Source organism: Vannielia litorea (assembly GCF_019801175.1).
GTDB classification, from domain to species: Bacteria; Pseudomonadota; Alphaproteobacteria; order Rhodobacterales; family Rhodobacteraceae; genus Vannielia; species Vannielia litorea_B.
In genome coordinates this window covers 306,781-328,738 of sequence record NZ_JAHVJR010000002.1, presented here as the reverse complement: position 1 = coordinate 328,738, position 21,958 = coordinate 306,781, and the positions used below count along the sequence as shown (strand labels likewise).

The 21,958-nt window shown below is 65.7% G+C and carries 17 protein-coding genes; 8 read left to right on the top strand and 9 right to left on the bottom strand.

The features are described 5' to 3' along the window. Positions 1–5 precede the first annotated feature (5 nt). The 6 genes from KUV38_RS17030 to KUV38_RS17005 form a co-directional block, all read right to left on the bottom strand. A complete protein-coding gene (locus KUV38_RS17030) occupies positions 6–734 on the bottom strand; it encodes a peptidase (protein WP_222471402.1) in 729 nt (242 codons plus the stop codon). Between the two features lies 1 nt (position 735). Continuing rightward, complete coding sequence (locus tag KUV38_RS17025) at positions 736–1,554, bottom strand: transglutaminase domain-containing protein (protein WP_222471401.1); 819 nt, start codon at positions 1,552–1,554, stop codon at positions 736–738. 12 nt (positions 1,555–1,566) lie between these two features. Continuing rightward, on the bottom strand, positions 1,567–2,508 hold the full coding sequence (locus KUV38_RS17020; protein WP_222471400.1) for an alpha-E domain-containing protein: 942 nt from the start codon (positions 2,506–2,508) through the stop codon (positions 1,567–1,569). Between the two features lie 4 nt (positions 2,509–2,512). Then, positions 2,513–3,931 (bottom strand): circularly permuted type 2 ATP-grasp protein, encoded by a 1,419-nt coding sequence (locus KUV38_RS17015; protein ID WP_222471399.1) that lies wholly within the window; start codon positions 3,929–3,931, stop codon positions 2,513–2,515. 81 nt (positions 3,932–4,012) lie between these two features. After that, positions 4,013–5,245, bottom strand: coding sequence for a M20 family metallo-hydrolase (locus KUV38_RS17010; RefSeq protein WP_222471398.1), 1,233 nt, complete (start codon positions 5,243–5,245; stop codon positions 4,013–4,015). Continuing rightward, positions 5,242–5,943 carry a DUF1028 domain-containing protein gene (locus KUV38_RS17005; RefSeq protein ID WP_222471397.1) on the bottom strand — a complete coding sequence of 234 codons (702 nt, stop codon included), beginning with the start codon at positions 5,941–5,943 and terminating at the stop codon, positions 5,242–5,244. The genes KUV38_RS17010 and KUV38_RS17005 overlap by 4 nt, the downstream gene beginning before the upstream one ends. A gap of 135 nt (positions 5,944–6,078) precedes the next feature. Between KUV38_RS17005 and KUV38_RS17000 the strand changes: the two genes are divergently transcribed. The 5 genes from KUV38_RS17000 (at position 6,079) to KUV38_RS16980 (ending at position 12,405) form a co-directional block, all read left to right on the top strand. Beyond that, on the top strand, positions 6,079–7,647 hold the full coding sequence (locus KUV38_RS17000; RefSeq protein WP_222471396.1) for an ABC transporter substrate-binding protein: 1,569 nt from the start codon (positions 6,079–6,081) through the stop codon (positions 7,645–7,647). A gap of 170 nt (positions 7,648–7,817) precedes the next feature. Continuing rightward, positions 7,818–8,765, top strand: a complete 948-nt coding sequence (locus tag KUV38_RS16995) for an ABC transporter permease (protein ID WP_222471395.1) — start codon at positions 7,818–7,820, stop codon at positions 8,763–8,765. Between the two features lie 70 nt (positions 8,766–8,835). Further along, on the top strand, positions 8,836–10,713 hold the full coding sequence (locus KUV38_RS16990; RefSeq protein ID WP_222471394.1) for a dipeptide/oligopeptide/nickel ABC transporter permease/ATP-binding protein: 1,878 nt from the start codon (positions 8,836–8,838) through the stop codon (positions 10,711–10,713). Beyond that, positions 10,710–11,672: an ABC transporter ATP-binding protein gene (locus tag KUV38_RS16985; RefSeq protein WP_222471393.1), complete on the top strand. Its 963-nt coding sequence runs from the start codon at positions 10,710–10,712 to the stop codon at positions 11,670–11,672. Before KUV38_RS16990 ends, KUV38_RS16985 begins: the two co-directional genes overlap by 4 nt. After that, positions 11,641–12,405, top strand: a complete 765-nt coding sequence (locus tag KUV38_RS16980; protein ID WP_410000900.1) for a FadR/GntR family transcriptional regulator — start codon at positions 11,641–11,643, stop codon at positions 12,403–12,405. The genes KUV38_RS16985 and KUV38_RS16980 overlap by 32 nt, the downstream gene beginning before the upstream one ends. A 150-nt stretch (positions 12,406–12,555) precedes the next feature. On the opposite strand, the gene KUV38_RS16975 is transcribed toward KUV38_RS16980, so the two are convergent. From KUV38_RS16975 to KUV38_RS16965, 3 genes are read right to left on the bottom strand one after another with little or no spacing between them, the layout of a single operon-like run. Continuing rightward, positions 12,556–13,323: an ABC transporter permease gene (locus tag KUV38_RS16975; RefSeq protein WP_222471392.1), complete on the bottom strand. Its 768-nt coding sequence runs from the start codon at positions 13,321–13,323 to the stop codon at positions 12,556–12,558. Continuing rightward, positions 13,320–14,114, bottom strand: coding sequence for an ABC transporter ATP-binding protein (locus KUV38_RS16970; protein ID WP_222471391.1), 795 nt, complete (start codon positions 14,112–14,114; stop codon positions 13,320–13,322). Before KUV38_RS16970 ends, KUV38_RS16975 begins: the two co-directional genes overlap by 4 nt. Positions 14,115–14,165: 51 nt before the next feature. Continuing rightward, positions 14,166–15,176, bottom strand: coding sequence for an ABC transporter substrate-binding protein (locus tag KUV38_RS16965; RefSeq protein WP_410001050.1), 1,011 nt, complete (start codon positions 15,174–15,176; stop codon positions 14,166–14,168). Between the two features lie 326 nt (positions 15,177–15,502). Between KUV38_RS16965 and KUV38_RS16960 the strand changes: the two genes are divergently transcribed. The 3 genes from KUV38_RS16960 to KUV38_RS16950 all read left to right on the top strand — a co-directional run bounded on the left by KUV38_RS16960 (position 15,503) and on the right by KUV38_RS16950 (position 21,954). Then, positions 15,503–16,072, top strand: coding sequence for a hypothetical protein (locus KUV38_RS16960; RefSeq protein ID WP_222471390.1), 570 nt, complete (start codon positions 15,503–15,505; stop codon positions 16,070–16,072). A 132-nt stretch (positions 16,073–16,204) separates the two neighbouring features. Then, positions 16,205–19,561: a DUF2126 domain-containing protein gene (locus KUV38_RS16955; RefSeq protein ID WP_222471389.1), complete on the top strand. Its 3,357-nt coding sequence runs from the start codon at positions 16,205–16,207 to the stop codon at positions 19,559–19,561. Beyond that, complete coding sequence (locus KUV38_RS16950; protein WP_261385406.1) at positions 19,558–21,954, top strand: circularly permuted type 2 ATP-grasp protein; 2,397 nt, start codon at positions 19,558–19,560, stop codon at positions 21,952–21,954. Before KUV38_RS16955 ends, KUV38_RS16950 begins: the two co-directional genes overlap by 4 nt. Positions 21,955–21,958 lie beyond the last annotated feature (4 nt).

Below are 21,958 nucleotides of genomic sequence, written 5' to 3'. Positions count from 1 at the left end.
CCGCCCTAAAGCTCGATGTCCGGCAGGCTGTCGAGCGCGGCGGTCAGGGCCTCGCCCCAGCCGCTTGAGATGCGCTGAAAATCGGCGTCATCGGCCTCGATCCGGCTCTGGTAGCCCAGCGTGAGGCTGCCTTCTTCATAGAACTGCACATCGAACGGCAGGCCGACCGTCAGGTTGGCTTTCACCGTCGAGTCGAAGCTCACCATCAGCAGTTTCACCGCTTCGGCAAAGCTCATCTCCGGGCGGTAGGCGCGCACAAGGATCGGGCGGCCATATTTGGTCTCCCCGATCTGGAAGAACGGTGTGTCGTCCCCTGCCTCGATGAAGTTGCCTTCCGGATAGATCAGGAACAGCCGGGGCGCGGTGCCGTCGATCTGGCCGCCAAGGATCAGCGTCGCGCCAAAGGCAGCGGCCTGCTGGCCCGCCTGCTCATGCTCGGCGATCACATCCTTCAGCACCTTGGCCACCATCCGCGCGACCTGGAACATGCTCGGCGCTTCCAGCAGCGAGGGGTTGCGCTCGCTCTGCGCCTTGGTCCGCTCCTCAAGGATCGAAACCACCGCCTGCGTCGTCGCCAGATTGCCCGCGCTCATCAGGGTGATCACCCGCTCGCCGGGCACCTCCCACGAGTGCATCTTCTTGAAAACGCTGATGTTATCGACGCCCGCATTGGTCCGGGTGTCAGACATGAAAACGAGCCCGCGATCGAGCTTCATTCCGACGCAATAGGTCATGTTACTGTTCTTGGCTCTGGCTCATCTGTTGCGCCACCTCTATGGCGACGGAAAGGGATTCTTCCTCGCCACCGGTGCGCGTTCCAGTTACCGGCGCAGCGCCTGCGTAGTCCAGCCCTGTCGCAACGCGAACGTAACGTGTGTCGGGCGACTGATCGTTGCTCACGTCAAAGCCAACCCAGCCCAGCGCGTCCACATGGGCCTCGGCCCAGCCGTGCATCGCCTCCTGGCTCTGGCGGTCGTCCAGCATCAGGTAGCCCGAAACGTAGCGCGCCGGATGGCCGAGCAGCCGCGCGGCGGAGATGAACACATGGGTCTGATCCGAGCACACGCCCTTGCCGGCCTCCATCACCTTCTCCGCGCTCCAGTCCGAGGCCGAGGCGCCCGCGGTGTACTTCACCGCCTTGGCCACCGCCGACATCAGCGCATGGAGCTGGTCCAGCCCCTCGCGGCCGTGTAGCGAGCGGGCCAGCTCACGCACATGCGGGCCGGGCTTGGTTTGCGGGGTCTGCCGGTCGAACAGCCAGAGCGGCGTCAGGCTCTCATGCGGGCCGATCACGCCATTGGTCTCTTCCAACTCCACCTCGCCCTCGCTGCGCAAAAGCAGCTCGGTCTCGCCGGGAGTGATCGAAATCAGTTCGACCGTGTTGCGGTGCTGGTCCTCGTACTGCAGCTCTTTCTTGCCGCCGATCACCGAGGTCTCCCAACTCACAACCTTCTGGTTGCGGTAGGATTTGGGCGTTTTCCGCATCTGTTGCAGCCCATAGCGCACCGGCTCCGAAAAGCTGTAGCGGGTCTCGTGGGCAATCTTCAGGCGCATGGTCTGTCCGGCCTATTCATAAAACCGATAGTCGACCTCAATCTGGCGGCTGAGCTCGCCCAGCGCAATGAGGATCTCCTGGATGAACTCGTGCAGCCCGATATCGAAGATCTCATCGATGCTGCGTTCCTTGAGCCGTTTGCCAAGTTGCACGGCAAGGTCGTGGCTTGTGGCGGTCTCGCCGTAGTCATGGGCGAGGTAGCCGAGGTTGTCTTGCAACTTCTTGGCGCAGAAGTAGAGACTGCGCGGCATCCGCCCGTCGAGAATGAGGAAGGCGGCAATGTCGCGTGGGGTCGGGTTGTGGCCATAGACCATCCGAATGCCGCTCTCGCCGCTGACCGAGCGCAGGATCGTCTCCCACTGCACGTTGTCGAGCTGGGAGCCGACCGCATTGGCCGAGGGCAGCAGCACATAGTACTTCACATCTAGGATACGGCCGGTGTTGTCGGCCCTCTCGAGGAAGGTGCCGATCCGGGCAAAATCGTAGATGTCATTGCGCAGCAGGGTGCCGTGGGTCGCGCCGCGCACGAGGGCGGTGCGCTGCCGGATCAGGCCCAGCGCCTGCGGCAGGTCGCGTTCGTTCACCTTGCGCTTCAGCAACTCCTTCAGCCGCATCCAGCAGCCGTTCATCGCTTCCCATGTCTCATGGGTCAGCGCGCCGCGCACCTGCCGGGCGTTGTTGCGCGCAGCTTCCACCGCGCTCATCACCGAAGAGGCGTTGTCCTTGTCGCGCAGCATCCAGTCGATGACCGTGTCCTTGCTGAGCTCGTCGTATTTTTCGAAATAGCCGAGATCGACCGAGGCGGTCTGAAGCACGCTCGCCCACTCGTCGTCATTCTCCTGATTCCGGGTGAGCGCAATGCGCTGGCCGGTCTCGATCATCCGGGTGATATTCTCGGCCCGCTCAAGGTAGCGGTACATCCAGAACAACCCGCCTGCCGTCTTGCCTAGCATCGCGTCAGTCCTCCAGCACCCAAGTGTCCTTGGTGCCTCCACCCTGGCTCGAGTTCACCACGAGGCTGCCCTTCTTCAGGGCCACGCGGGTGAGGCCGCCGGGGGTGATGTTCACCCCTTCCGGGCTGACGAGCACGAAGGGCCGCAGGTCCACGTGGCGCGGGGCAAGGCCCGCTTTGGTCATGATCGGCACGGTCGAGAGACTGAGCGTCGGCTGGGCGATGTAGTTGCCCGGCTTCGCCTCCAGCTTCTTGCGGAACTCGGCCAGCTCCTTCTTGCTCGCGGTCGGCCCGATCAGCATGCCGTAGCCGCCCGAGCCATGCACTTCCTTCACCACCAGCTCGTCGAGGTTGTCGAGCACGTATTTCAGGCTCTCCGGGTCGTTGCAGCGCCATGTCGGCACGTTCTGCAAGATCGCCTTCTCGCCGGTGTAGAACTCCACGATCTCCGGCATGTAGCTGTAGATCGCCTTGTCATCGGCAATGCCCGTGCCCGGCGCGTTGGCAATGGCGATGTTGCCCGCGCGATAAACATCCATGATCCCCGGTACGCCCAGCGCACTCTCGGGGTTGAAGGTCAGCGGGTCGATGAAATCGTCATCGATCCGGCGGTAGATCACGTCGATCGGCTTGTAGCCCTGCGTCGTCCGCATCGCCACGCGCCCGTCGACAACCCGCAGGTCCGAGCCTTCCACCAGCTCCACGCCCATCTGATCGGCAAGGAAGGCATGCTCGAAGTAGGCAGAGTTGTAGCTCCCCGGCGTGAGCACGGCCACAGTGGGCGTGCCCTCGGCACAGCTCGGCGCACAGGCCGAGAGCGAACGCAGCAGCGAGCGCGGATACTGGCTCACCGGCTGCACCTTGGTCTGGCTGAACAACTCGGGGAACATCTTGTACATCGTCTCGCGGTTTTCGAGCATGTAGCTCACACCGCTCGGCGTGCGGGCGTTGTCCTCCAGCACGTAGAACTCGTCGTCGCCGGTGCGCACGAGGTCGATGCCGACAATATGTGTATAAACGCCGCCCGGCGGGGTCACGCCCACCATCTCCGGCAGGTAGGCCTCGTTGTTCTTGATCATCTCCACCGGCAGCCGCCCAGCGCGGACGATCTCCTGGCGATGATAGATGTCATGCAAGAAGGCGTTGATCGCGCGGACCCGCTGCTCGATGCCCCGGGTGAGCTTCTTCCACTCCGCGCCGCTGATGATCCGCGGCACGATGTCGAAGGGGATCAGCCGCTCCTCGGCGGCGGCCTGCCCATAGACGTTGAAGGTGATGCCGGTGAGCCGGAAAACCTCCTCCGCTTCGCGCTGTTTCGCCCGCAGTCTCGCCGGGTCTTCGCCCTCGAACCACTGCCCGAATTGGGAGTAAGGCGCCCTGAGCGCGTCTTCTCTCCCCCACATCTCGTCAAAGATTTTTGTCATTGCTTCAATTATCCACGTCCCCGATGGCAATACAAAGCGAAATGACACAGAATCCTGTATCTCCCCGAGATTGCCCGTTTTTTAGGCGTCCGCCAAGCCCCTGAGGGTGGCCGCGATGGCCCGGACGGCAGCGCCAAGGTCGTCCGATTCCGCATGTTCGTCGGGCCGGTGGCTCACGCCGCCACGGCAGCGGATGAACAGCATGGAAATCGGGCAAAGGTCAGCAATTGCGCTGGCGTCATGGGTCGCGCCCGAGGTCAGCTCCAGCCCCTTGCCGCCGCCCTGCTGCACCGCCTTGACCAGCGCTGCCCGCAAGTGCGGATCGCAGGGCGCGGCTGGCTGGGCATAAGTCCGCCGGGCTTCCAGCGTCAGCCCCATATCGGCGGCCACGCGGCTGGCGAAGCTGGCAATCGCCTGCCCCGCCTCCTCCCGCGCCGAGTCGTCCTCGCTGCGCAGTTCCACCGGCATCCTCACTTCGCCCGGCACCGCGTTCACCGCCCCCGGGCGCACATCCACCTGCCCGACCGTTGCCCGCAGCCCCGGCGTCGCCCGCGCCAGCCGGTCGACCTCGGCAATCACCCGCGCCGCGCCCACCAGCGCATCCTTGCGCGCCTCCATCGGCACCGTCCCGGCATGGCCGGTCTCCCCGGTGAACGTCAGCGCGTGCCGCTCGATCCCGCAGATGCCCGTCACCACGCCCAGCGCCTCGCCCTCGGCCTCAAGCACCGGCCCCTGCTCGATATGCGCCTCCAGATAGCCCAGCGCCTGCGCCCCGTCCCGCGCCACCTGCGGAATCGCCTCCGGGTCGCAGCCAAAGCCCTCCAGCGCCGCCCGCAGGCTCACGCCGTCCCGGTCCACCATGTCGAGCACCGCCATATCCACCGTGCCCGCCACCGCCCGGCTGCCGACGAGAGCTGTCGGAAAGCGCACCCCCTCCTCATCGGCAAATGCCATGACCTCCACCGCGAAGGGCAGCACCACGCCTTCCTCCGCCAGCAACTGCATCGCCATCACCGGCAGCACCACGCCCGCGATCCCGTCAAACGCCCCGCCCTGCGGCACCGAGTCCTGATGGCTGCCCATGTAGAAGGTGCCTGCCCCGCCGCCCTCCGTGCGGCCCACCAAACTCGCGGCGGCATCCAGTGCCGGCACCAGCCCGGCGCCACGCATCATCTCCCGCAGGTAATCCACCGCCTGCCGATGCTCCGGCCCGTAGGGCAGGCGGGTCACGCCGGGGCCGGGCACGGAAATCTCCGCCAAGGCCTGCAAATGCCGCGCGGCCTCCGCGCCCCAATCCTTTCCGCTGCCGGTCATTCCTCCGGCTCCGGCACCAGCGTGCCCGTCAGTGCCTCGTCCAGCACCCGTTCCGGCGCTTCCAGCGTTGGCACCTGCCGCGCCCAGTCGCCGTAATCCCCGCTCGTGGCCCGTTCCAACAGCGCGCCCAGCGCCTCCAGTGGCTGCTCCGAGTAGTCCACCCGCAACGTCAGCGGTGCCGCATCAGGCCGCAGCACCAGCAGGGCCGCAGAGAGCAACCCACGCTTGTCGCTCCCGCCCTTCGCCGCCGCCCAGAGCGCGGCCATCAGGCGTTCGGGCAGGCTGCCCAGCGCCTTGAGGTAGGCCTGCGCCATCGCCTCCGGCAGCTCCGCGCTGCCCAGCATGTTGCCAGCCGCTACCCCGCAGTCAAAGACGTGCGAGGCCACCAGTGCCGTGTTTCTCTTGCCGCTGAAGCAGGCCCCCGCGCCGCCCATGTCCAGAGCCGAAAGCTGCCGCCAGTCGCGCCCCTCGTCCGGGCCGGTCACAGCCTCCACCGCCGCGGCGGCGCCCTTGCCGCCTGCCATCTCGTGCAGCACCTGCTCGCCCCACATCGTCGAGGGCGCCGCGCCCTGGCTCGCGCTCATCCCCGCACCCCACCGGCCCCGCAGCACCCAGCCGCCCACGCAGAGGCTTCCGGTCGCCGCCGCACCGGCAATGGCGTTTGTTTGGGCGTCCTGCACAAGAATCGAGAAAGTCATATCGGCGCGGGGCTCCTTGCGAAGAAATTTATCATGAAAAATTGACCGGTCAAATTTATCATGATTAATTTCTCACACGAACACCCGGCTTCCGCAAGGGAATCGCCGCCATAAAAACCACAGGGAGATGCTCCAATGACCCTCTTCAACTGGACCCGCCGCGCGGTCCTCGCTGCCGGAGCCGCGCTCGCGCTGGCACCGATGGCGGCCACCGCGCAAACACCCGAGGGCGTGCTGATCGTCGGCCAGGTGGCCGAACCCAAGTCGCTCGACCCGGCCGCCGTGACCGCGGTGAACGACTTCCGCATTCTGGTGAACCTTTACGAGGGCCTGACCCGCTACAAGCCGGGCACGCTCGAGGTCGCGCCCGGTCTGGCCGAAAGCTGGGAGGTCTCCGAGGACGGCACCGAATATACCTTCAAGCTGCGCGAGGGCGTCACCTTCCACGACGGCACGCCCTTCAACGCCGAGGCGGTCAAATTCAACTTCGACCGGATGCTCAACGAGGATCACCCCTTCCACAACACCGGCCCCTTCCCGCTGGCCTTCTTCTTCTCCTCGGTCGAGGAGACAACGGCGGTCGATGAGACCACCGTCAAGTTCAAGCTCTCCGCGCCCTACGCGCCCTTCCTTTCCAACCTCGCCTATCCCACCGGCCTCATGGTCTCCCCTGCCGCCGTCGAGGCAGGCGGTGCCGACTTTGGCCGCGCACCCGTGGGCACCGGCCCCTTCAAGTTCGTCGAATGGCGCGCCAACGAGGCCGTGGTGATCGACAAGTATGAAGAATACTGGGGCGAGCCCGCCGGGGCGCAGGCCGTGGTCTTCCGCCCGATCGAAGACGCCAACACCCGCGTTGCCGAGATGATCGCAGGTGGCATCGACATGATGGTCGAGGTCCCGCCCACCGCGCTCTCCCAGTTCGAGGGCGACGGCTTCAACGTGGTCGAGCAAGCCGGCCCGCACGTGTGGTTCCTGATCCTGAACGCCAAGGAAGGCCCGCTGGCCGACAAGAAGGTGCGTCAGGCGGTGAACTACGCCATCAACAAGGAAGCCATCGTCAACGATGTACTCGAAGGCACCGCCGAGGTCGCCGCCGGCCCCACGCCGCCCGCCTTCGCATGGGCCTATAACGACAGCCTCTCGCCCTATTCCTACGACCCTGAAAAGGCCAAGGCCCTGCTGGCCGAAGCCGGGGCAGAGGGCGCCTCGCTCACCTTTTATGTGACCGAAGGCGGCTCCGGCATGCTCGATCCGGTCGCGATGGGCACCGCGATTCAGGCCGACCTCGCTGCCGTGGGCCTCGATGTGTCCATCGAGACCTACGAGTGGAACACCTTCCTCGGCAACGTGAACCCGGGGCTGGAGGGCAAGGCAGACATGGCCGAAATGGCCTGGATGACCAACGACCCCGACACCCTGCCTTACCTCGCCCTGCGCACCGACGCATGGCCCGACAAGGGCGGCTTCAACTCGGGCTACTACTCCAACCCCGAGGTCGACGCCCTGCTCGAAGAGGCCCGCACCGCCGTCGATCAGGATAAGCGCGCCGAACTCTACAAGCAGATGCAAGAGATCGTGCAGGAAGACGCCCCCTGGGCCTTCATCGCGAACTGGAAGCAGAACGCCGTCACCAACGACCGCGTCGAAAACTTTACGCTGGAGCCCTCCTTCCTGCTCCAGCTCGAGAAGGTGGTGAAGAAGTAACGAGTAACCACCGGCTGCTCCACGGCCACCCCCGGCTCTCCTCGCACTCGCGATGAGGACCAGGGCGCCGGGAGCGACCACCGCGGCGGGCACCTGTGTCACCTCCCCGTGCCCGCCGCACCCCCCACGCAGGGTGCGCCCTCATCGCGCATCACACCGCAGGAGACATCATGGGCAGCTACATCCTCAAACGCCTCGTCGCCGCGATCCCGGTGCTCATCGGCGTCTCCGTCCTCGTCTTCTTCATCATGGCGATGATCCCGGGCGATCCGGCCCTTGCCATCCTCGGCGCCTATGCCACGCCCGAGAACGTCGCCAAGATCAACGCCGACCTCGGCCTCGATAAGCCTCTGGTCCAGCGCTACTTCATCTGGCTCGGCAACATGCTCACCGGCGATTTCGGCCGCAGCTATTCGCAGAACAAACCGGTGATCGACGAAGTGATGGGTCGCTTCGGCAACACCCTCATCCTCGCCGGCGTCGCCTTCGTGCTCTGCTCGGTCCTCGGCATCCTCGCCGGAGTGGTCTCGGCGGCACGGCAATACGGCCTCGCCGACAAGCTGATCACCTTCACCGTGCTCATAGGCATCTCCATCCCAAGCTTCTTTCTGGGCATGATCCTGATCATCATATTCGCCCTGAAACTGCGGATGTTCCCGGTCTCCGGTATGTATCTCATCTACGGCGGCGGCGGCCCGGTGGACCTGATGAACCACCTCATCCTCCCCGCCTCCGCTCTCGCCGTGGTCGCCACCGGCGTCATCGCTCGCCTCTCCCGCTCCGCCATGCTCGAGGTGCTCCGGCAGGACTACATCCGCACCGCCCGCGCCAAGGGCGTCGGCGAGCGGAGCGTGATCATGGGCCATGCCCTCAAGGCCGCGATGGTCTCGATCATCCCGGTCCTCGGCATTCAGGCCGGCTTCGTAGTCTCCGGCGCGGTCTATATCGAGATGGTCTTCGACTGGCCCGGCATCGGCCAGATGCTGGTCAACGCCATCTCCCAGCGTGACGTGCTGCTGGTGCAGGGCGGCGTCGTGGTGGTCGCCGCCTGCTACGTGCTCTTCAACATCGTGGTCGACGTCGCCCAGGCCCTGCTCGACCCGAGGATCAAGTCATGAGCGCCCATCGGACAGGGCTTGTCCCGCCATCGCACCCGCCAGCCAACACAAGCACCCCGGAGCGCACAAAATGACCGCCTTCCTCAAGCTCCTCTTCCGCAACCGCCTCGCCGCCATGGGCGCGGTCGTGCTCGGCATCATCCTCCTGCTGGCCCTGCTCACCCCCATCCTGCCCCTGCAGGACCCCAACATCACCAACACCGGCGACCGGTTCGCCCGCCCCTTCACCGAGGGCTACGTCCTCGGCGCTGACCACTTAGGCCGCGACCAGCTCTCCCGCCTGCTCTACGGCACCCGCACTTCGCTCGCCGTGGGCGCCGTCGCCGCCTTCCTCGCCGCCTTCTTCGGCTCCGCGATCGGCATAATCGCCGGCTACTTCGGCAAGCGCACTGACAACATCCTGATGCGCCTGATCGATATGCTCATGGCCTTCCCCTACATCCTGCTCGCCCTCGCCATCGTGGCCGCGCTGGGCACCGGCCTCATCAACGCGCTCATCGCCGTCGCCGCCGTCAACATCCCCTTCTTCGCCCGCAACATCCGCGGCATCACCGTGGGCCTCGCCCACCGCGAGTTCGTCGATGCCGCCCGGCTGGCAGGCAAGGGCCACATCCGCATCATCCTCACCGAGGTGCTGCCCAACGTGCTGCCGGTGATCGTCATCGCCATGTCCACCACCGTCGGCTGGATGATCCTCGAAACCGCAGGCCTCTCCTTCCTCGGCCTCGGCTCCCAGCCACCCGATTCCGACCTCGGCTCCATGCTCGGGCAGGCCAAGAACCACTTCACCACCCACCCGCACACCTCCATCATCCCCGGCGTGATGATCTTCCTGATCGTCATGTCGGTGAACCTGCTCGGCGATGGCGTGCGCGATGCGCTCGACCCCCGCCTGCGCTCCGGCGCCCTCTCGCGCCCGCTGGCAGTGACCAATGTCGCCAAAAACCGCAGCCTCCCCGCCGCCAACCCCGAGGCCCCGCTGCTCGACATTCAGGAACTGGAAACCCAGTTCCATGTCGGTGACCGTGTCTATGAGGCGGTCGGCAAGATCTCTCTCTCGGTCAAACCCGGCGAGTGCCTCGGCATCATCGGCGAAAGCGGCTCCGGCAAATCCGTCACCGCCCTCTCCGTCACCGGCCTCGTCGCCTCGCCCCCCGGCGTCATCACCGGCGGCGCAGTGCGGCTCGAGGGCGAGGATCTGCTCTCAGCCAGCTACGAAACCCTGCGCCGCACCCGCGGCAACCGCATCGCCTATATCTTTCAAGACCCGCTCAGCACCCTGCATCCGCTCTACACCGTGGGCGACCAGCTGGCCGAGGCGATCCGCGTCCATGACAGCCGGGTGAGCAAATCCGCCGCCCGCGCCCGCGCTTTGGAGCTGATGAAGCAGGTGCGCATCCCCAACCCCGAGTCCCGGCTGGGCAACTACCCGCACGAGATGTCGGGCGGCATGCGCCAGCGCGTCGGCATCGCCATGTCGCTCGCCAACGAGCCTGACATCATCATCGCCGACGAGCCCACGACGGCACTTGATGTCACTGTTCAGGCCCAAATCCTCTCTCTGCTCAACGATCTGCGCCGCGAGCGCGGGCTGGCGATCATCTTCATCACCCATGACTTCGGCGTGGTGGCCCAGCTCTGTGACCGGGTCGCGGTCATGTATGCCGGGCGGATCGTCGAGGAGGGGCCAACCCAATCGGTGCTCGATGCGCCCGCCCACCCCTACACCAAGCGCCTCATCGCCTGCGTGCCCGAGCTTGGCGGCGGGCGGCGCGAGCTGGCGGCCATCCCCGGCCTGCCCCCGGTGGTGAATGACCTGCCCCCCGGCTGCCACTTCGCCGCCCGCTGCGATAAGTGCCAACCCGAGTGCAAGGTCGGCTACATCCCGCTGGAAGGGAGCGATAAGCGCACCGTCCGCTGCATCCACCCCGAGGAGGTGCTGGCATGACCACGCAAAAACTCGCCCTCAAAGTTTCGGACCTCTCCAAGACCTTCCCAATCGGCGGCGGCCTCTTCTCCAAGCCCAAGGCCGGGGTCCGCGCCGTCCGCCCCGTGTCCTTCGAGGTGCCCGAGGGCGAAACCCTCGGCATCGTCGGCGAGAGCGGCTGCGGCAAGTCCACCTTCGCCCGCATGCTCGTTGGCCTCTTGGAGCCCACCACCGGCCATATCTTGATCGCCGGAAAGGCGCTCGACAATGCCGATCCCGCCGCCTTCGGGCGGCTCATCCAGTACATGTTCCAAGACCCGATTTCGTCTCTGAACCCGCGCAAAACGATCCGCCAGATCATGGAAGCGCCCCTCAAGCTGCTCCACGGGATGGACAAGCCGCAGCGCGACGCCCGCATCTCCGAGATCTTCGCCTCCGTGAACCTCCGCGAGGAATTCCTCGAGCGCTATCCGCACGAGTTTTCCGGCGGTCAGGCCCAGCGCATCGGCATCGCCCGCGCCCTCGCCGCCTCCCCCGAGATCATCATCCTCGACGAGCCTGTTTCGGCGCTGGATGTCTCTGTTCAGGCCCAAGTCCTCAACCTGATGGCCCGTCTCAAGGCCGAGTTCGGCCTGACCTACCTCTTCATCAGCCACGATCTCGCCGTGGTCGAGGCGGTGTCTGACCGGATCATGGTGCTCTACTTCGGCTCCGTCGTGGAGATCGGCCGCGCCGAGAATGTCTTCTCCGCGCCCAAGCACCCCTACACCAAGCTGCTCGCAGGCTCCGCCCCCGTGGTCGGCCGCCCGCTGACCGCCCCCGAATCCGCCGCCGCCGAGCTGCCAGACCCGCTCAACCCGCCCCCCGGATGCCCCTTCGCCGGGCGCTGCCCGCGGGTCACCGACAAATGCCGCGCCGAAGAGCCACCGCTCGAGGCCATGGGAGAAGATCACTTTGCCGCCTGTTTCCACCCCCTCTGACACCCGCCTCAGCCGCCCCGTTCAGGTCGCCGAGGCAATCAAGACTTGGGTCGTCGAGCACGGCATGAAAGCTGGCGACCGTCTGCCCGCCGAGGCCGAGCTGATCGAGCGCTTCGGCATGGCCAAGGGCACCATCCGCGAGGCGATGCGAATCCTCGAGGCGCAGGGCCTTGTCAAAACCCGCACCGGCCCCGGCGGCGGCGTCTTCGTGCACGAGGTCAGCCGCGAGCGGGCGCGGGCGCTGCTCGGCAATTACTTCTACTTCAAGGATCTCACGATCGCCGACATCTACCAGCTCCGGCAGGCGCTGGAGCCTGAGTTGGTCGCCTCTCTGGCCGGCAAGCTCTCACCTGATGTGCTGGCCGAACTTGAGGCCAACATTGCCACCTACGCCGAGCCGTCCAAGACCATCGAAGAAGAGCGCGAGCAGCACATCGCCTCGCTCCGCTTCCACGCCCTGCTGGCCGCCCAGTCGCCCAACCCGCTGCTGAGCTTCTGCATCGACTTCATGGTCGCCCTGCTCTCCGACATCACGGTTTACCGCGAGCTCTACGCGCCGCCCAACATCGAGCTCTGGCAAAAGGGCCGCGACTTCCAGTGCCGCCTCGTCGATGCGCTGCGCGATGGCGAGGCAGAAGAGGCCCGCGCGATCATGACCGAGCACATGGCCACCGCCCGCGCGCTGATGGAAGGCCAGGAGGCGGTGATGATGCAACGCTTCATGACCGGCTGACCGGGCTCCATCAAACCCATCCGCTGTGAGCGAGAACGACCGCTCGGTGCATTGATTAATGCACCCGTATGTCATCTGACATACACATCATTTGTGCATCGGATGTGCATCAGTTGTGCATCAAGAAAATATGGGGTTAACGCCGGATTCTTAACCCGGCGTACGCTCCGCCCAACCGGCAAAAATGCTCTCCAGCCAGACCACGATGTAGTAGAGCAGGATACCCAGCGCCGCGAGGGCGATCAGCACCGCAAACATCAGCGGATAATCCGAGTTGGTCTTGCCGCTGTCGAAGAGCGCGCCAAGGCCTCTGCCATGGGGCGAAACGATCTCCATCAGGTTGGTCCCGATGAAGGCCAGCGTCACCGCCACCTTCAACGCCCCAAAAAACTCCGGCAGGGTTTTAGGCAGCGCGATCTTCCAGAAGATCGTGCTCTGCGATGCCCCCAAAGCCCTTAGAATATCACGATATTCCGGCTCCAGCGTGCTCAGCCCGATGCTGATGGAAACGGCAATCGGGAAGAACGAGATCATGAAGGCAATGAGCACCGTGTTGAAGTCATGCGCCCCCACGAACATCAGCGCCACGATCGGTACGACCGTCGCCTTGGGGATCGCGTTGAACCCCACCAGAAGCGGGTAAAGCGCCTCCCGCATGGTCCGCGAAAAGCCCATCACCATGCCAATCGCCACGCCCACGATGATCGCTAGGATCAACCCCACCACGGTGCGCCACAGCGTCTGCCAGCCCATCACCAGGAACAGTTCCCAGTAACGGCTGAAGGCCGGCACCAGGTCAGACGGCGAGGCCATCTTGTAGTTCGGCCAACCCATTGCCCAGACAAGCAATTCCCAGAGGATCAGGAAGATGACAACCGCCGCCAGAGGCACCGCGATCTTGCGCAATCTCGGGCTCATGCCGCCCCCTCCTCAGCCGGGGCCCGCCCCTGCGCCACCTCGATCTGGTGCCGCAGGATCGCCAGCATTTCCGCCGATTCAGGCGTGTAGAGCTGCTCGATGTCATGCCCCCGGTCGGGCACGTCGAGCACGTACTGCGTGCGCGCCGGACGCCCCGAAAGCACCACCACCTGATCGGCCAGATAGATGCTCTCGCGCAGGTCGTGGGTGATCAGCACGCCGGTGAACGGCTCGGCCTCCTTCACCTTCTGCATGGTCTGCCATAAGTCTTCGCGGGTGAAGGCGTCCAGAGCCCCGAAAGGCTCGTCCAAAATCAGAACTTCAGGCTTGTGAACAAGGGCGCGGCACAGGCTGGCGCGTTGCCGCATCCCGCCCGAAAGCTCGCTTGGCCGCTTGTCTTCGAACCCCTCGAGGCCCACCAGCCCAAGCAGGTACCGCGCCCGCTCTTCCTGCTCCTTCCGGCCCATCTTGGTGGGCACGATCTCCAGCGGCAGCATCACGTTCTTCAGGATCGAGCGCCACTCCAGCAGCACCGGGTTCTGAAACGCCATGCCCACCGTCGAGCGCGGCCCTTTCACCTTCTCCCCGTGCAGCCAGACCTCGCCCTCGTCGGGCTTCATCAGCCCGGCCACCAGCCGGGTGAGGGTGGACTTGCCGCAGCCCGAGGGGCCGACCACGGCCACAAAGCCGCCTTCGGGCACCGCCACATCCAGCCCATCAAGCACCGGCAGGCGCCCGCTCGGGGTCTGGTAGGCGTGGCGGACGCCCTTGATTTCTATGAGGTTCGTCATGCTGCCCAGCCCGCAGGGTGGGCTACCCGCCCACCGCCACGGACCCTCCGATCACTTCAGCGCAAAGCCGCCTTCGGGCAGATACTCTTCGGTGAAGTAGAGCGACGCATCGGGTTCATTCACGAACTCATAGGTGCTCTTGATCTGCTCCACCGAGGAGGTGAGACGCTCTTCGTCGATGGTGCCAAACCCGCCGTCCATCGTGTAATCGGTCAGCACGTTGGCATCGATCGAAAGCTGCAAGCGGCGCTGCTCCAGCTCCGCATCAGCAGCCGGGTTGCGCTCCATCAGGCTAGCGGTCGCGGCCGCCGGGTCGGCAATCGCGTCTTTCCAGCCGGCGGCGACAGCGGCCAGAAACCCCTTAAGCGTGTCGCTGTTTTCGGCGGCCCACTCGGTGTTGACGATGATGGCATTCCCGTAGAGGTCCACGCCGTAATCAGCCATTAAGATTGTCGAGATATCGTCCTCTTCGATCCCGAGGCGCACGAGGTTCAGATAGGAGCTGAACGAGAAGCCGGTGATCGCGGCGACGTTGCCCTCGGCAAGCATCGGCTCCCGGGTCGGAAAGCCCACAGGCTCCACGGTGATCGCCGCCATATCCAGGCCGTTTTCCGCGGCAAAGATCGGGAACTGCGCCCAGGCCCCATCGGGGGGCGGCGCACCCAGCACCTTGCCTTCAAGGTCTTTGGGCTCCGAAACGCCGAGCGACTTGCGGCCAATCACGGCGAACGGCGGCTTGTCGTAGATCATCATCACCGCGGTCACCGGGGCGCCGGGGTTCTGGTCGAGGAACTTGATGAGCGAGTTGATGTCGGCAAAGCCCACGGGGAAGGCGCCGGTGGCCACTTTCGGGATCGCGTCGAGCGAGCCGGAGCCTGCGGTGATTTCCACGTTCAGGCCATTCGCCTCGAAGTGGCCGTTGTCGATGGCGGCAAAGTAGGGGGCCGAGGGGCCTTCGAACTTCCAGTCGAGGGCAAAGGGCAGCGCCATGGCATGGCTTTCGGCGCGGGCGTCTTGCGTTGCGGTCAGAGTGGCGGCAACCAGCGCTCCGGCGCCGAGGATTGTGCGAATGAACACGGGTGAAAACCTCCGTTTCAGGTGTTGAGCGGACCGACATAGCCACGCCGCCGCGCCAAGGTGAATTGCCGCCGGGACAGGAACACAACGTCAGCGAGATTCGCCTAAAGATTAGGCCATTGCGTACTGCATGGCTGCAAAAATATGCGCCGCCCTGTCTGAAGAGGGTGATGCAAGTTTTACGAAAACACCGCTGAAAGCCGGTCTGGCCTCAACCCGCTTTTAACCCAAGGGCCCTAGCTTCCGCGCTCATGGCGGCACCTATGCTGCCGCTTTTCCCTGCTGAGCAGACCGCAGACACCGGAGACCCCATGTTCAAAAAACCCATCCTCGCCGCCGCCCTCGCGGCCCTCGCCCTGCCCGCCGCCGCGCAGGATTATCATGCCGCCATGACCGATTATCTCTCGGCCAGCGTCGCCACCTGGGCCAGCAACGATGTGCTGGTCGCCGCGATCAAGGCCGCCAACGCCGACCGCGCCGCGCTGACGCAGGCCGACATCGACGCGATGGACCAAGCCTGGCGCGCCGAGGCCGATGCAGGCGCCGGCCCCACCATTGACCCGATCATGCAGAACGCCGCCGCCGAGTTCCTGCGCCAGCAGGTCGCCGGCTCCGGCGGGCTGATCTCCGAGGTCTTCGTGATGGATAGTCATGGCCTCAACGTCGCCTCCTCCGCCGTCACCTCCGACATGTGGCAAGGCGACGAGGACAAGCACGCCAAGACCTACGCAATGGGTGCCGGAGCCACTTTTGTGGACGAGGTCGAGTATGATGAAAGCTCCGACACCTACCAAGGGCAGGTCTCGATGACCATTTCCGACCCGGCCACCGGCGAGCCCATCGGCGCCATCACCGTGGGGCTCGACGCCGAGGCCCTATGACCCACTGCGGGACCCCGGCCGCCTCACGCGCGGCCGGGCCAGCCCAGCGGCCCTGAGATTGCACGCTAGGAAACCTTTCGCAGATGCGGCATAAATTGTGTGTTCGGAACAATTAAGAGCACGCACAGCGGCATGGCCATTCTCGCAAGCATCTACCATCTGACGCACTACAAGTATGACCGTCCGGTCACCCTTGCGCCGCAGATCATCCGGCTCAGGCCCGCGCCACACTCGCGCACCCGCGTGCTCTCACACAGCCTCAAGATCTCGCCCGGCGGGCATTTCGTGAACCACCAGCAGGACCCTTACGGCAACTGGCTCTCCCGCTTCGTCTTCCCCGAGCCGGTCCGCGAGCTGAAGATCGAGGTCGACCTGACGGCAGACATGACCGTCTACAACCCCTTCGATTTCTTCGTGGAGGAAAGCGCCGAGAAGTGGCCCTTCGACTACCCCGAAGACCTGCGCGAAGATCTCAGTATCTACCGCCGCCCCGAGCCCGAAGGCCCCAAACTGGCCCAGTTCATCGGCGGGCTGGACTTTGGCACAGATGGCACGGTCGACTTTCTGGTGGCGCTCAATGCCCACATCTCAAACACGGTCGACTACACGATCCGCATGGCGCCGGGCGTCCAGACGCCGGAAGAAACGCTCACCGTCAAATCCGGCTCCTGCCGTGACAGCTCTTGGCTGCTCGTCCAGTGCCTCCGCCACCTCGGTTTTGCCGCCCGCTTCGTCTCGGGCTACCTGATCCAGCTCAAGCCAGACGTGAAAGCGCTCGACGGCCCCTCGGGCACCGAGGTCGACTTCACCGACCTGCACGCATGGGTCGAGGTCTACATCCCCGGCGCCGGCTGGATCGGGCTCGATCCCACCTCCGGCCTGCTGACGGGCGAGAGCCACATCCCGCTCGCCGCCACGCCCCACTACCGCAACGCCGCCCCAATTACCGGCGGCTTCACTGCCGCTGGCACGCCTGAGGTCGACTTTGCCTTCGACATGAAGGTGGACCGCGTGGCCGAGCATCCGCGCATCACCAAACCCTTCTCCGACGAGGCTTGGGGGCGGTTGAATGACCTTGGCAACAAGGTCGATGAAGACCTCAAGGCCGCCGATGCCCGCCTCACCATGGGCGGCGAACCGACCTTCGTTTCGATCGACGATTTCGAAGGCGCCGAGTGGAACACCGCCGCCGTCGGCCCGATGAAGCGCGAACTGGCCGACCAGCTTATCCGCCGCCTGCGCGACCGTTTCGCCCCCGGCGGCTTCCTGCACTACGGGCAGGGCAAGTGGTATCCGGGCGAGACCCTTCCGCGCTGGACCTTCTCGCTCTACTGGCGCCGCGACGGCAAGCCTGTCTGGGCCGATGAGGCATTGGTCGCCAAGGAAGGCGAAGACACAGGCGCGACCGCCGAGCACTCACAGCAGTTTCTCGAGGGCATGGCCGAGGAGCTTGGCGTAGGCGCCGACTTTGTTGCCCCGGCCTTCGAGGATCCGGGCGAGTGGATCCTGAAGGAGGCCAACCTCCCCGAGAACGTGACCCCCGAGAACTCCAAGCTGAAAGACCCCGAGGAACGCGCCCGCATCGCCAAGGTCTTCGAGCGCGGCCTCACCGAACCCGCCGGCCATGTGCTGCCGATCCAGGCGTGGCAGTCCAAGGCCTCCGGCCACAAGTGGCGTTCCGAGAAGTGGAAGCTCCGGCGCGGCAAGGTGTTCCTCGTGCCCGGGGATAGCGCGGTCGGCTACCGCCTGCCCTTGGGCACACTGCCCTACGTCCCGCCCAGCCAGTTTCCCTACACATACATCACCGATCCCAGCATCGAGCGCGGCCCGCTGCCCGACTATCACGAGGAGGCCGGAGACGCGCTGCCCGAGGTCACTGAAGAGCGCAGCCAGCCGGTCTCTGCCCCCAAGGCGACCGGCCCCACGCAGGACATCGTCGAGCAGGAGCTGACCATCGGCGGCGCCGTCCGCACGGCAATCTCCGTCGAGCCGCGCGATGGCCGCCTTTGCGTGTTCATGCCGCCCGTGGAGAGCGTGGAGGAGTATCTCGACCTGCTCGCCGCCGCCGAGGCGACCGCCAAGAAGATGGGCCTGCCCATTCACATTGAGGGCTACGCCCCGCCCCACGACCACCGGCTCAACGTAATCCGTGTCGCGCCCGACCCCGGCGTGATCGAGGTCAACATCCATCCAGCCTACGACTGGCAGGATTGCGTGGCGACGACCGAAGCGATCTACGAAGAGGCCCGCAACTGCCGCCTCGGTGCCGACAAGTTCATGATCGACGGGCGCCACACCGGCACCGGCGGCGGCAACCACGTGGTGGTCGGGGGGGAAACACCAAATGACTCGCCATTCCTCCGCCGCCCCGACCTGCTCAAAAGTCTGATCCTGATCTGGCAGCGCCACCCATCGCTAAGCTACCTTTTCTCCGGCCTCTTCATCGGCCCCACGAGCCAAGCGCCGAGGATCGACGAGGCCCGGCATGACACGCTCTACGAGCTGGAAATGGCCCTCGCGCAGGTGCCCGCGCCCGGCGAGGGCGACATGCCGCCGCCCTGGCTGGTGGACCGGCTGTTCCGCAACATGCTGACCGACGTGACCGGCAACACCCACCGCGCCGAGATCTGCATCGACAAGCTCTACTCCCCCGACGGCCCCACCGGGCGCCTCGGGCTCATCGAGTTCCGCGGCTTCGAGATGCCGCCGCACCCGCGGATGAACCTCGCGCAACAACTGCTGATCCGCGCCATCATCGCCCGCTGCTGGAAGGCGCCGGTGCAGGGCAAGCCGGTCCGCTGGGGCACCGTGCTGCACGACCGCTACATGATGCCCGAGTTCCTCTGGGCCGACTTCCTCAAACTGCTCGAAGACCTCGCGCAGCACGGCTATGCCTTCGACCCCGTCTGGTACGAAGCGCAGGCCGAGTTCCGCTTTCCGTTCTGCGGGCAGGTCGAGGTGGAAGGCGCGCATCTGGAGGTCCGACAGGCGCTGGAGCCGTGGCACGTGCTGGGCGAAACCGGCGCCATCGGCGGCACGGTGCGCTACACCGACAGTTCGGTGGAGCGCTTGCAGGTCAAGCTGACAACCCAGCATCAGGGCCGCTATCGGATCATGGTCAACCAACGCCCGGTGCCGCTGTCGCCCGGCAACCAGAGCGGCACGCAGGTTGGGGCAGTGCGCTTCAAGGCCTGGCAACCGCCCGAGGCGCTGCACCCGGTGCTACCGGTGAACACGCCGCTCAGCTTTGACATCTACGATGATTGGACGGGCCGCCCCATCGGTGGCTGCACCTATCACGTAGCGCACCCCGGCGGGCGCAATTACGAGACCTTCCCTGTCAACGGCAACGAGGCCGAGGCGCGGCGTCTGGCGCGGTTCGAGCCCTATGGCCACGCCCCGGGCGCCTACCGGCCCGCGCCCGAACAGCCGCACCCGGAGTTTCCTTGCACGCTCGATCTGCGGCGCGATCCGAGGCTCGACGCTTGAGTGACGCAAACGCCCTCCGTGCCGATGGCCTTTCACATCTGTTGAAGGGCTACAGCCCGCGCAAGGGCACAGCGGATGAGTTGATCGACGGGCAGGGCCGGATGCGTCCGGTGTGGGAGAGTTTCATCTCTTCGCTCAGCAACCTGTCACGGCAGGAGACCGAAGAGCTCTTTGCGCGCGGCACCCACTACCTGCGCGATGCTGGCGTGTATTTTCGGCAGTATTCCAACGACCCGGCGCCCGAGCGCGACTGGCCCTTCAGCCATGTGCCGGTGATCCTGCACGAGCAGGAGTGGTTCTCGATTTGCGACGGGCTGGCCCAACGTGCCGACCTGCTGGAGCAGGTGATGGCCGACCTCTACGGGCCGGCCGAGTTGGTGCAGGGCGGCCACCTGCCTGCCGAACTGGTGGCCCGCAACCCCAACTGGCTGCGCCCGATGGTGGGCATCACCCCGGCCTCCGGGCACTTTTTGCACCTCATCGCCTTCGAGATTTCCCGCAACCCCGATGGCAGCTGGTTCGTACTGGGCGACCGCACGCAGGCTCCCTCCGGCGCAGGCTTCGCGCTCGAGAACCGGATGGCCACCTCGCGGATCTTTCAGGACCCGTTCCCACGCGCCAATATTCACCGCCTCGCCGGGTTCTTCCGCGCCTTCCGCGCCGCGCTCGACAGTCAAGCGGGCCCCGCCGGGCGCCGCGCCGCCATCCTCACGCCGGGGCCGGGCAACGATACCTATTTCGAGCACACCTACATTGCCCGCTACCTCGGCATGATGCTGCTCGAGGGCGAAGACATGATCGTTCATGACGGTCAGCTCAAGGTGCGCACCGTCGAGGGGCTAGAGCCGCTTGGCACGCTCTGGCGGCGGCTCGACAGCGAGTTTGCCGACCCGCTGGAGCTTGATGAAACCTCCTATCTCGGCACGCCCGGGCTGGTGCAAGCCTTGCGGCTCGGCACGCTCTCGATGGTCAATGCGCTCGGCGCGGGCGTGCTTGAGATGCGCGCCATTCAGGCCTTCCTCCCCCGGATCTCCGAGGTGCTCACCGGCCAACCGCTGAAGCTGCCAAATATAGCGACATGGTGGTGCGGCACCGAGAGTGAGCGAGAACATGTGCGCAGCCACACCGCCGAGATGATGATCGGCGAGGCCCTTGCCTCCGACCTGCCGTTCGAGCTGGGCGCGACGACGGCGCAGGGCGGCGACTTCCGCTCAAGCGCGCAGCCCTCCATCGACGCGTGGATCGAGGCCGAGGGCGGCAACCTCGTGGCGCAGGAGATGGTCACGCTCTCCACCACGCCCGCATGGGAGGAGGGCCGGCTCGTGCCCCGCCCCATGACCGTGCGCGTCACCGCCGCCCGTACCCCCACGGGCTGGACCTTCATGCCCGGCGGCTATGCCCGCATTGGCTCGTCGGATGATCACTCGGCCCTCGCCATGCAGCGCGGCGGCACGGTGGCCGATGTCTGGATTATGGGCGATGCGCCGGTGGCGGCCGAGTCGATGCTTGGCTCCACCTCCGCGCTCGCGCCACGCACCGGCACTCTACCGGCCCGAGCGGCAGAGAACCTCTTTTGGCTGGGCCGCTATGTCGAGCGCTTCGAGGGGGCCGTGCGCCTGCTTCGCGCCTACCACCTGCGCCTCGCCGAAACCGGCGACCGGCAGGATCCCCGCCTAGTTGCCCTTTCCAAGTTCATGGAGAGCTTCGGGATCGACAGTGACGAGCCGGTACCCGCCGCGCTGGAGGGCTTGCTCGGCTCTGCCCGCACCTGCGCTGGCAAGGTGCGCGACCGGTTCTCGATCGACGGCTGGAACGCGCTCTCCGATCTCGCCCGCGGCCTCGATGCGATCCGCGGGTCGACCTATCCGGGCGATGGCGTGGCCCACGAGATGGGCGTGCTGCTCCGCAAGATCACCGGCTTCTCCGGCCTCGTGCAGGAAAACATGTATCGCTCGATCGGCTGGAGCTTTCTTGCCTTCGGGCGGGCGCTCGAGCGGGCCGATGGCCTCTCGTCGATCCTCGCCGTCTTCGGCGAGGCCAGCCAGCCGCAGGGGAGCCTCGATATTGCGCTCGAGCTGGGCGACGCAGTCATGACCCACCGCCAGCGCTTTCCCATCGAGGCGAGCCGGGGCACCGTGGTCGACCTGCTGGCGCTCGACCCGAACAACCCGCGTGCCGTAGTGTTTCAACTCTCCGAGATGCGCGAGCTCTCCCGTATGATGCCCGGCAGCACCGCGCCCGGCCGCCCCTCGGCCCTGACGCGGGCGATCATGCCCACCGAGACCCGGCTGCAAACCACCGACCCCGGCATTCTGGGCTGCAAGGCCTTTGTCGAGCTGCGCGCCGAGCTGGCGAACATCTCCAACCTGCTCTCCACGCTCTACCTGAGGTGACCCG

What these genes read in the sequence shown, in the direction of transcription:
- KUV38_RS17005 (WP_222471397.1), bottom strand. Translation starts at nt 5,943, where the DNA reads ATGACTTTCTCGATTCTTGTGCAGGACGCCCAAACAAACGCCATTGCC.
- KUV38_RS17000 (WP_222471396.1), top strand. Translation starts at nt 6,079, where the DNA reads ATGACCCTCTTCAACTGGACCCGCCGCGCGGTCCTCGCTGCCGGAGCC.
- KUV38_RS16970 (WP_222471391.1), bottom strand. Translation starts at nt 14,114, where the DNA reads ATGACGAACCTCATAGAAATCAAGGGCGTCCGCCACGCCTACCAGACC.
- KUV38_RS16990 (WP_222471394.1), top strand. Translation starts at nt 8,836, where the DNA reads ATGACCGCCTTCCTCAAGCTCCTCTTCCGCAACCGCCTCGCCGCCATG.
- KUV38_RS16975 (WP_222471392.1), bottom strand. Translation starts at nt 13,323, where the DNA reads ATGAGCCCGAGATTGCGCAAGATCGCGGTGCCTCTGGCGGCGGTTGTC.
- KUV38_RS16995 (WP_222471395.1), top strand. Translation starts at nt 7,818, where the DNA reads ATGGGCAGCTACATCCTCAAACGCCTCGTCGCCGCGATCCCGGTGCTC.
- KUV38_RS17030 (WP_222471402.1), bottom strand. Translation starts at nt 734, where the DNA reads ATGACCTATTGCGTCGGAATGAAGCTCGATCGCGGGCTCGTTTTCATG.
- KUV38_RS16960 (WP_222471390.1), top strand. Translation starts at nt 15,503, where the DNA reads ATGTTCAAAAAACCCATCCTCGCCGCCGCCCTCGCGGCCCTCGCCCTG.
- KUV38_RS16955 (WP_222471389.1), top strand. Translation starts at nt 16,205, where the DNA reads ATGGCCATTCTCGCAAGCATCTACCATCTGACGCACTACAAGTATGAC.
- KUV38_RS17015 (WP_222471399.1), bottom strand. Translation starts at nt 3,931, where the DNA reads ATGACAAAAATCTTTGACGAGATGTGGGGGAGAGAAGACGCGCTCAGG.
- KUV38_RS17025 (WP_222471401.1), bottom strand. Translation starts at nt 1,554, where the DNA reads ATGCGCCTGAAGATTGCCCACGAGACCCGCTACAGCTTTTCGGAGCCG.
- KUV38_RS16985 (WP_222471393.1), top strand. Translation starts at nt 10,710, where the DNA reads ATGACCACGCAAAAACTCGCCCTCAAAGTTTCGGACCTCTCCAAGACC.
- KUV38_RS17020 (WP_222471400.1), bottom strand. Translation starts at nt 2,508, where the DNA reads ATGCTAGGCAAGACGGCAGGCGGGTTGTTCTGGATGTACCGCTACCTT.
- KUV38_RS17010 (WP_222471398.1), bottom strand. Translation starts at nt 5,245, where the DNA reads ATGACCGGCAGCGGAAAGGATTGGGGCGCGGAGGCCGCGCGGCATTTG.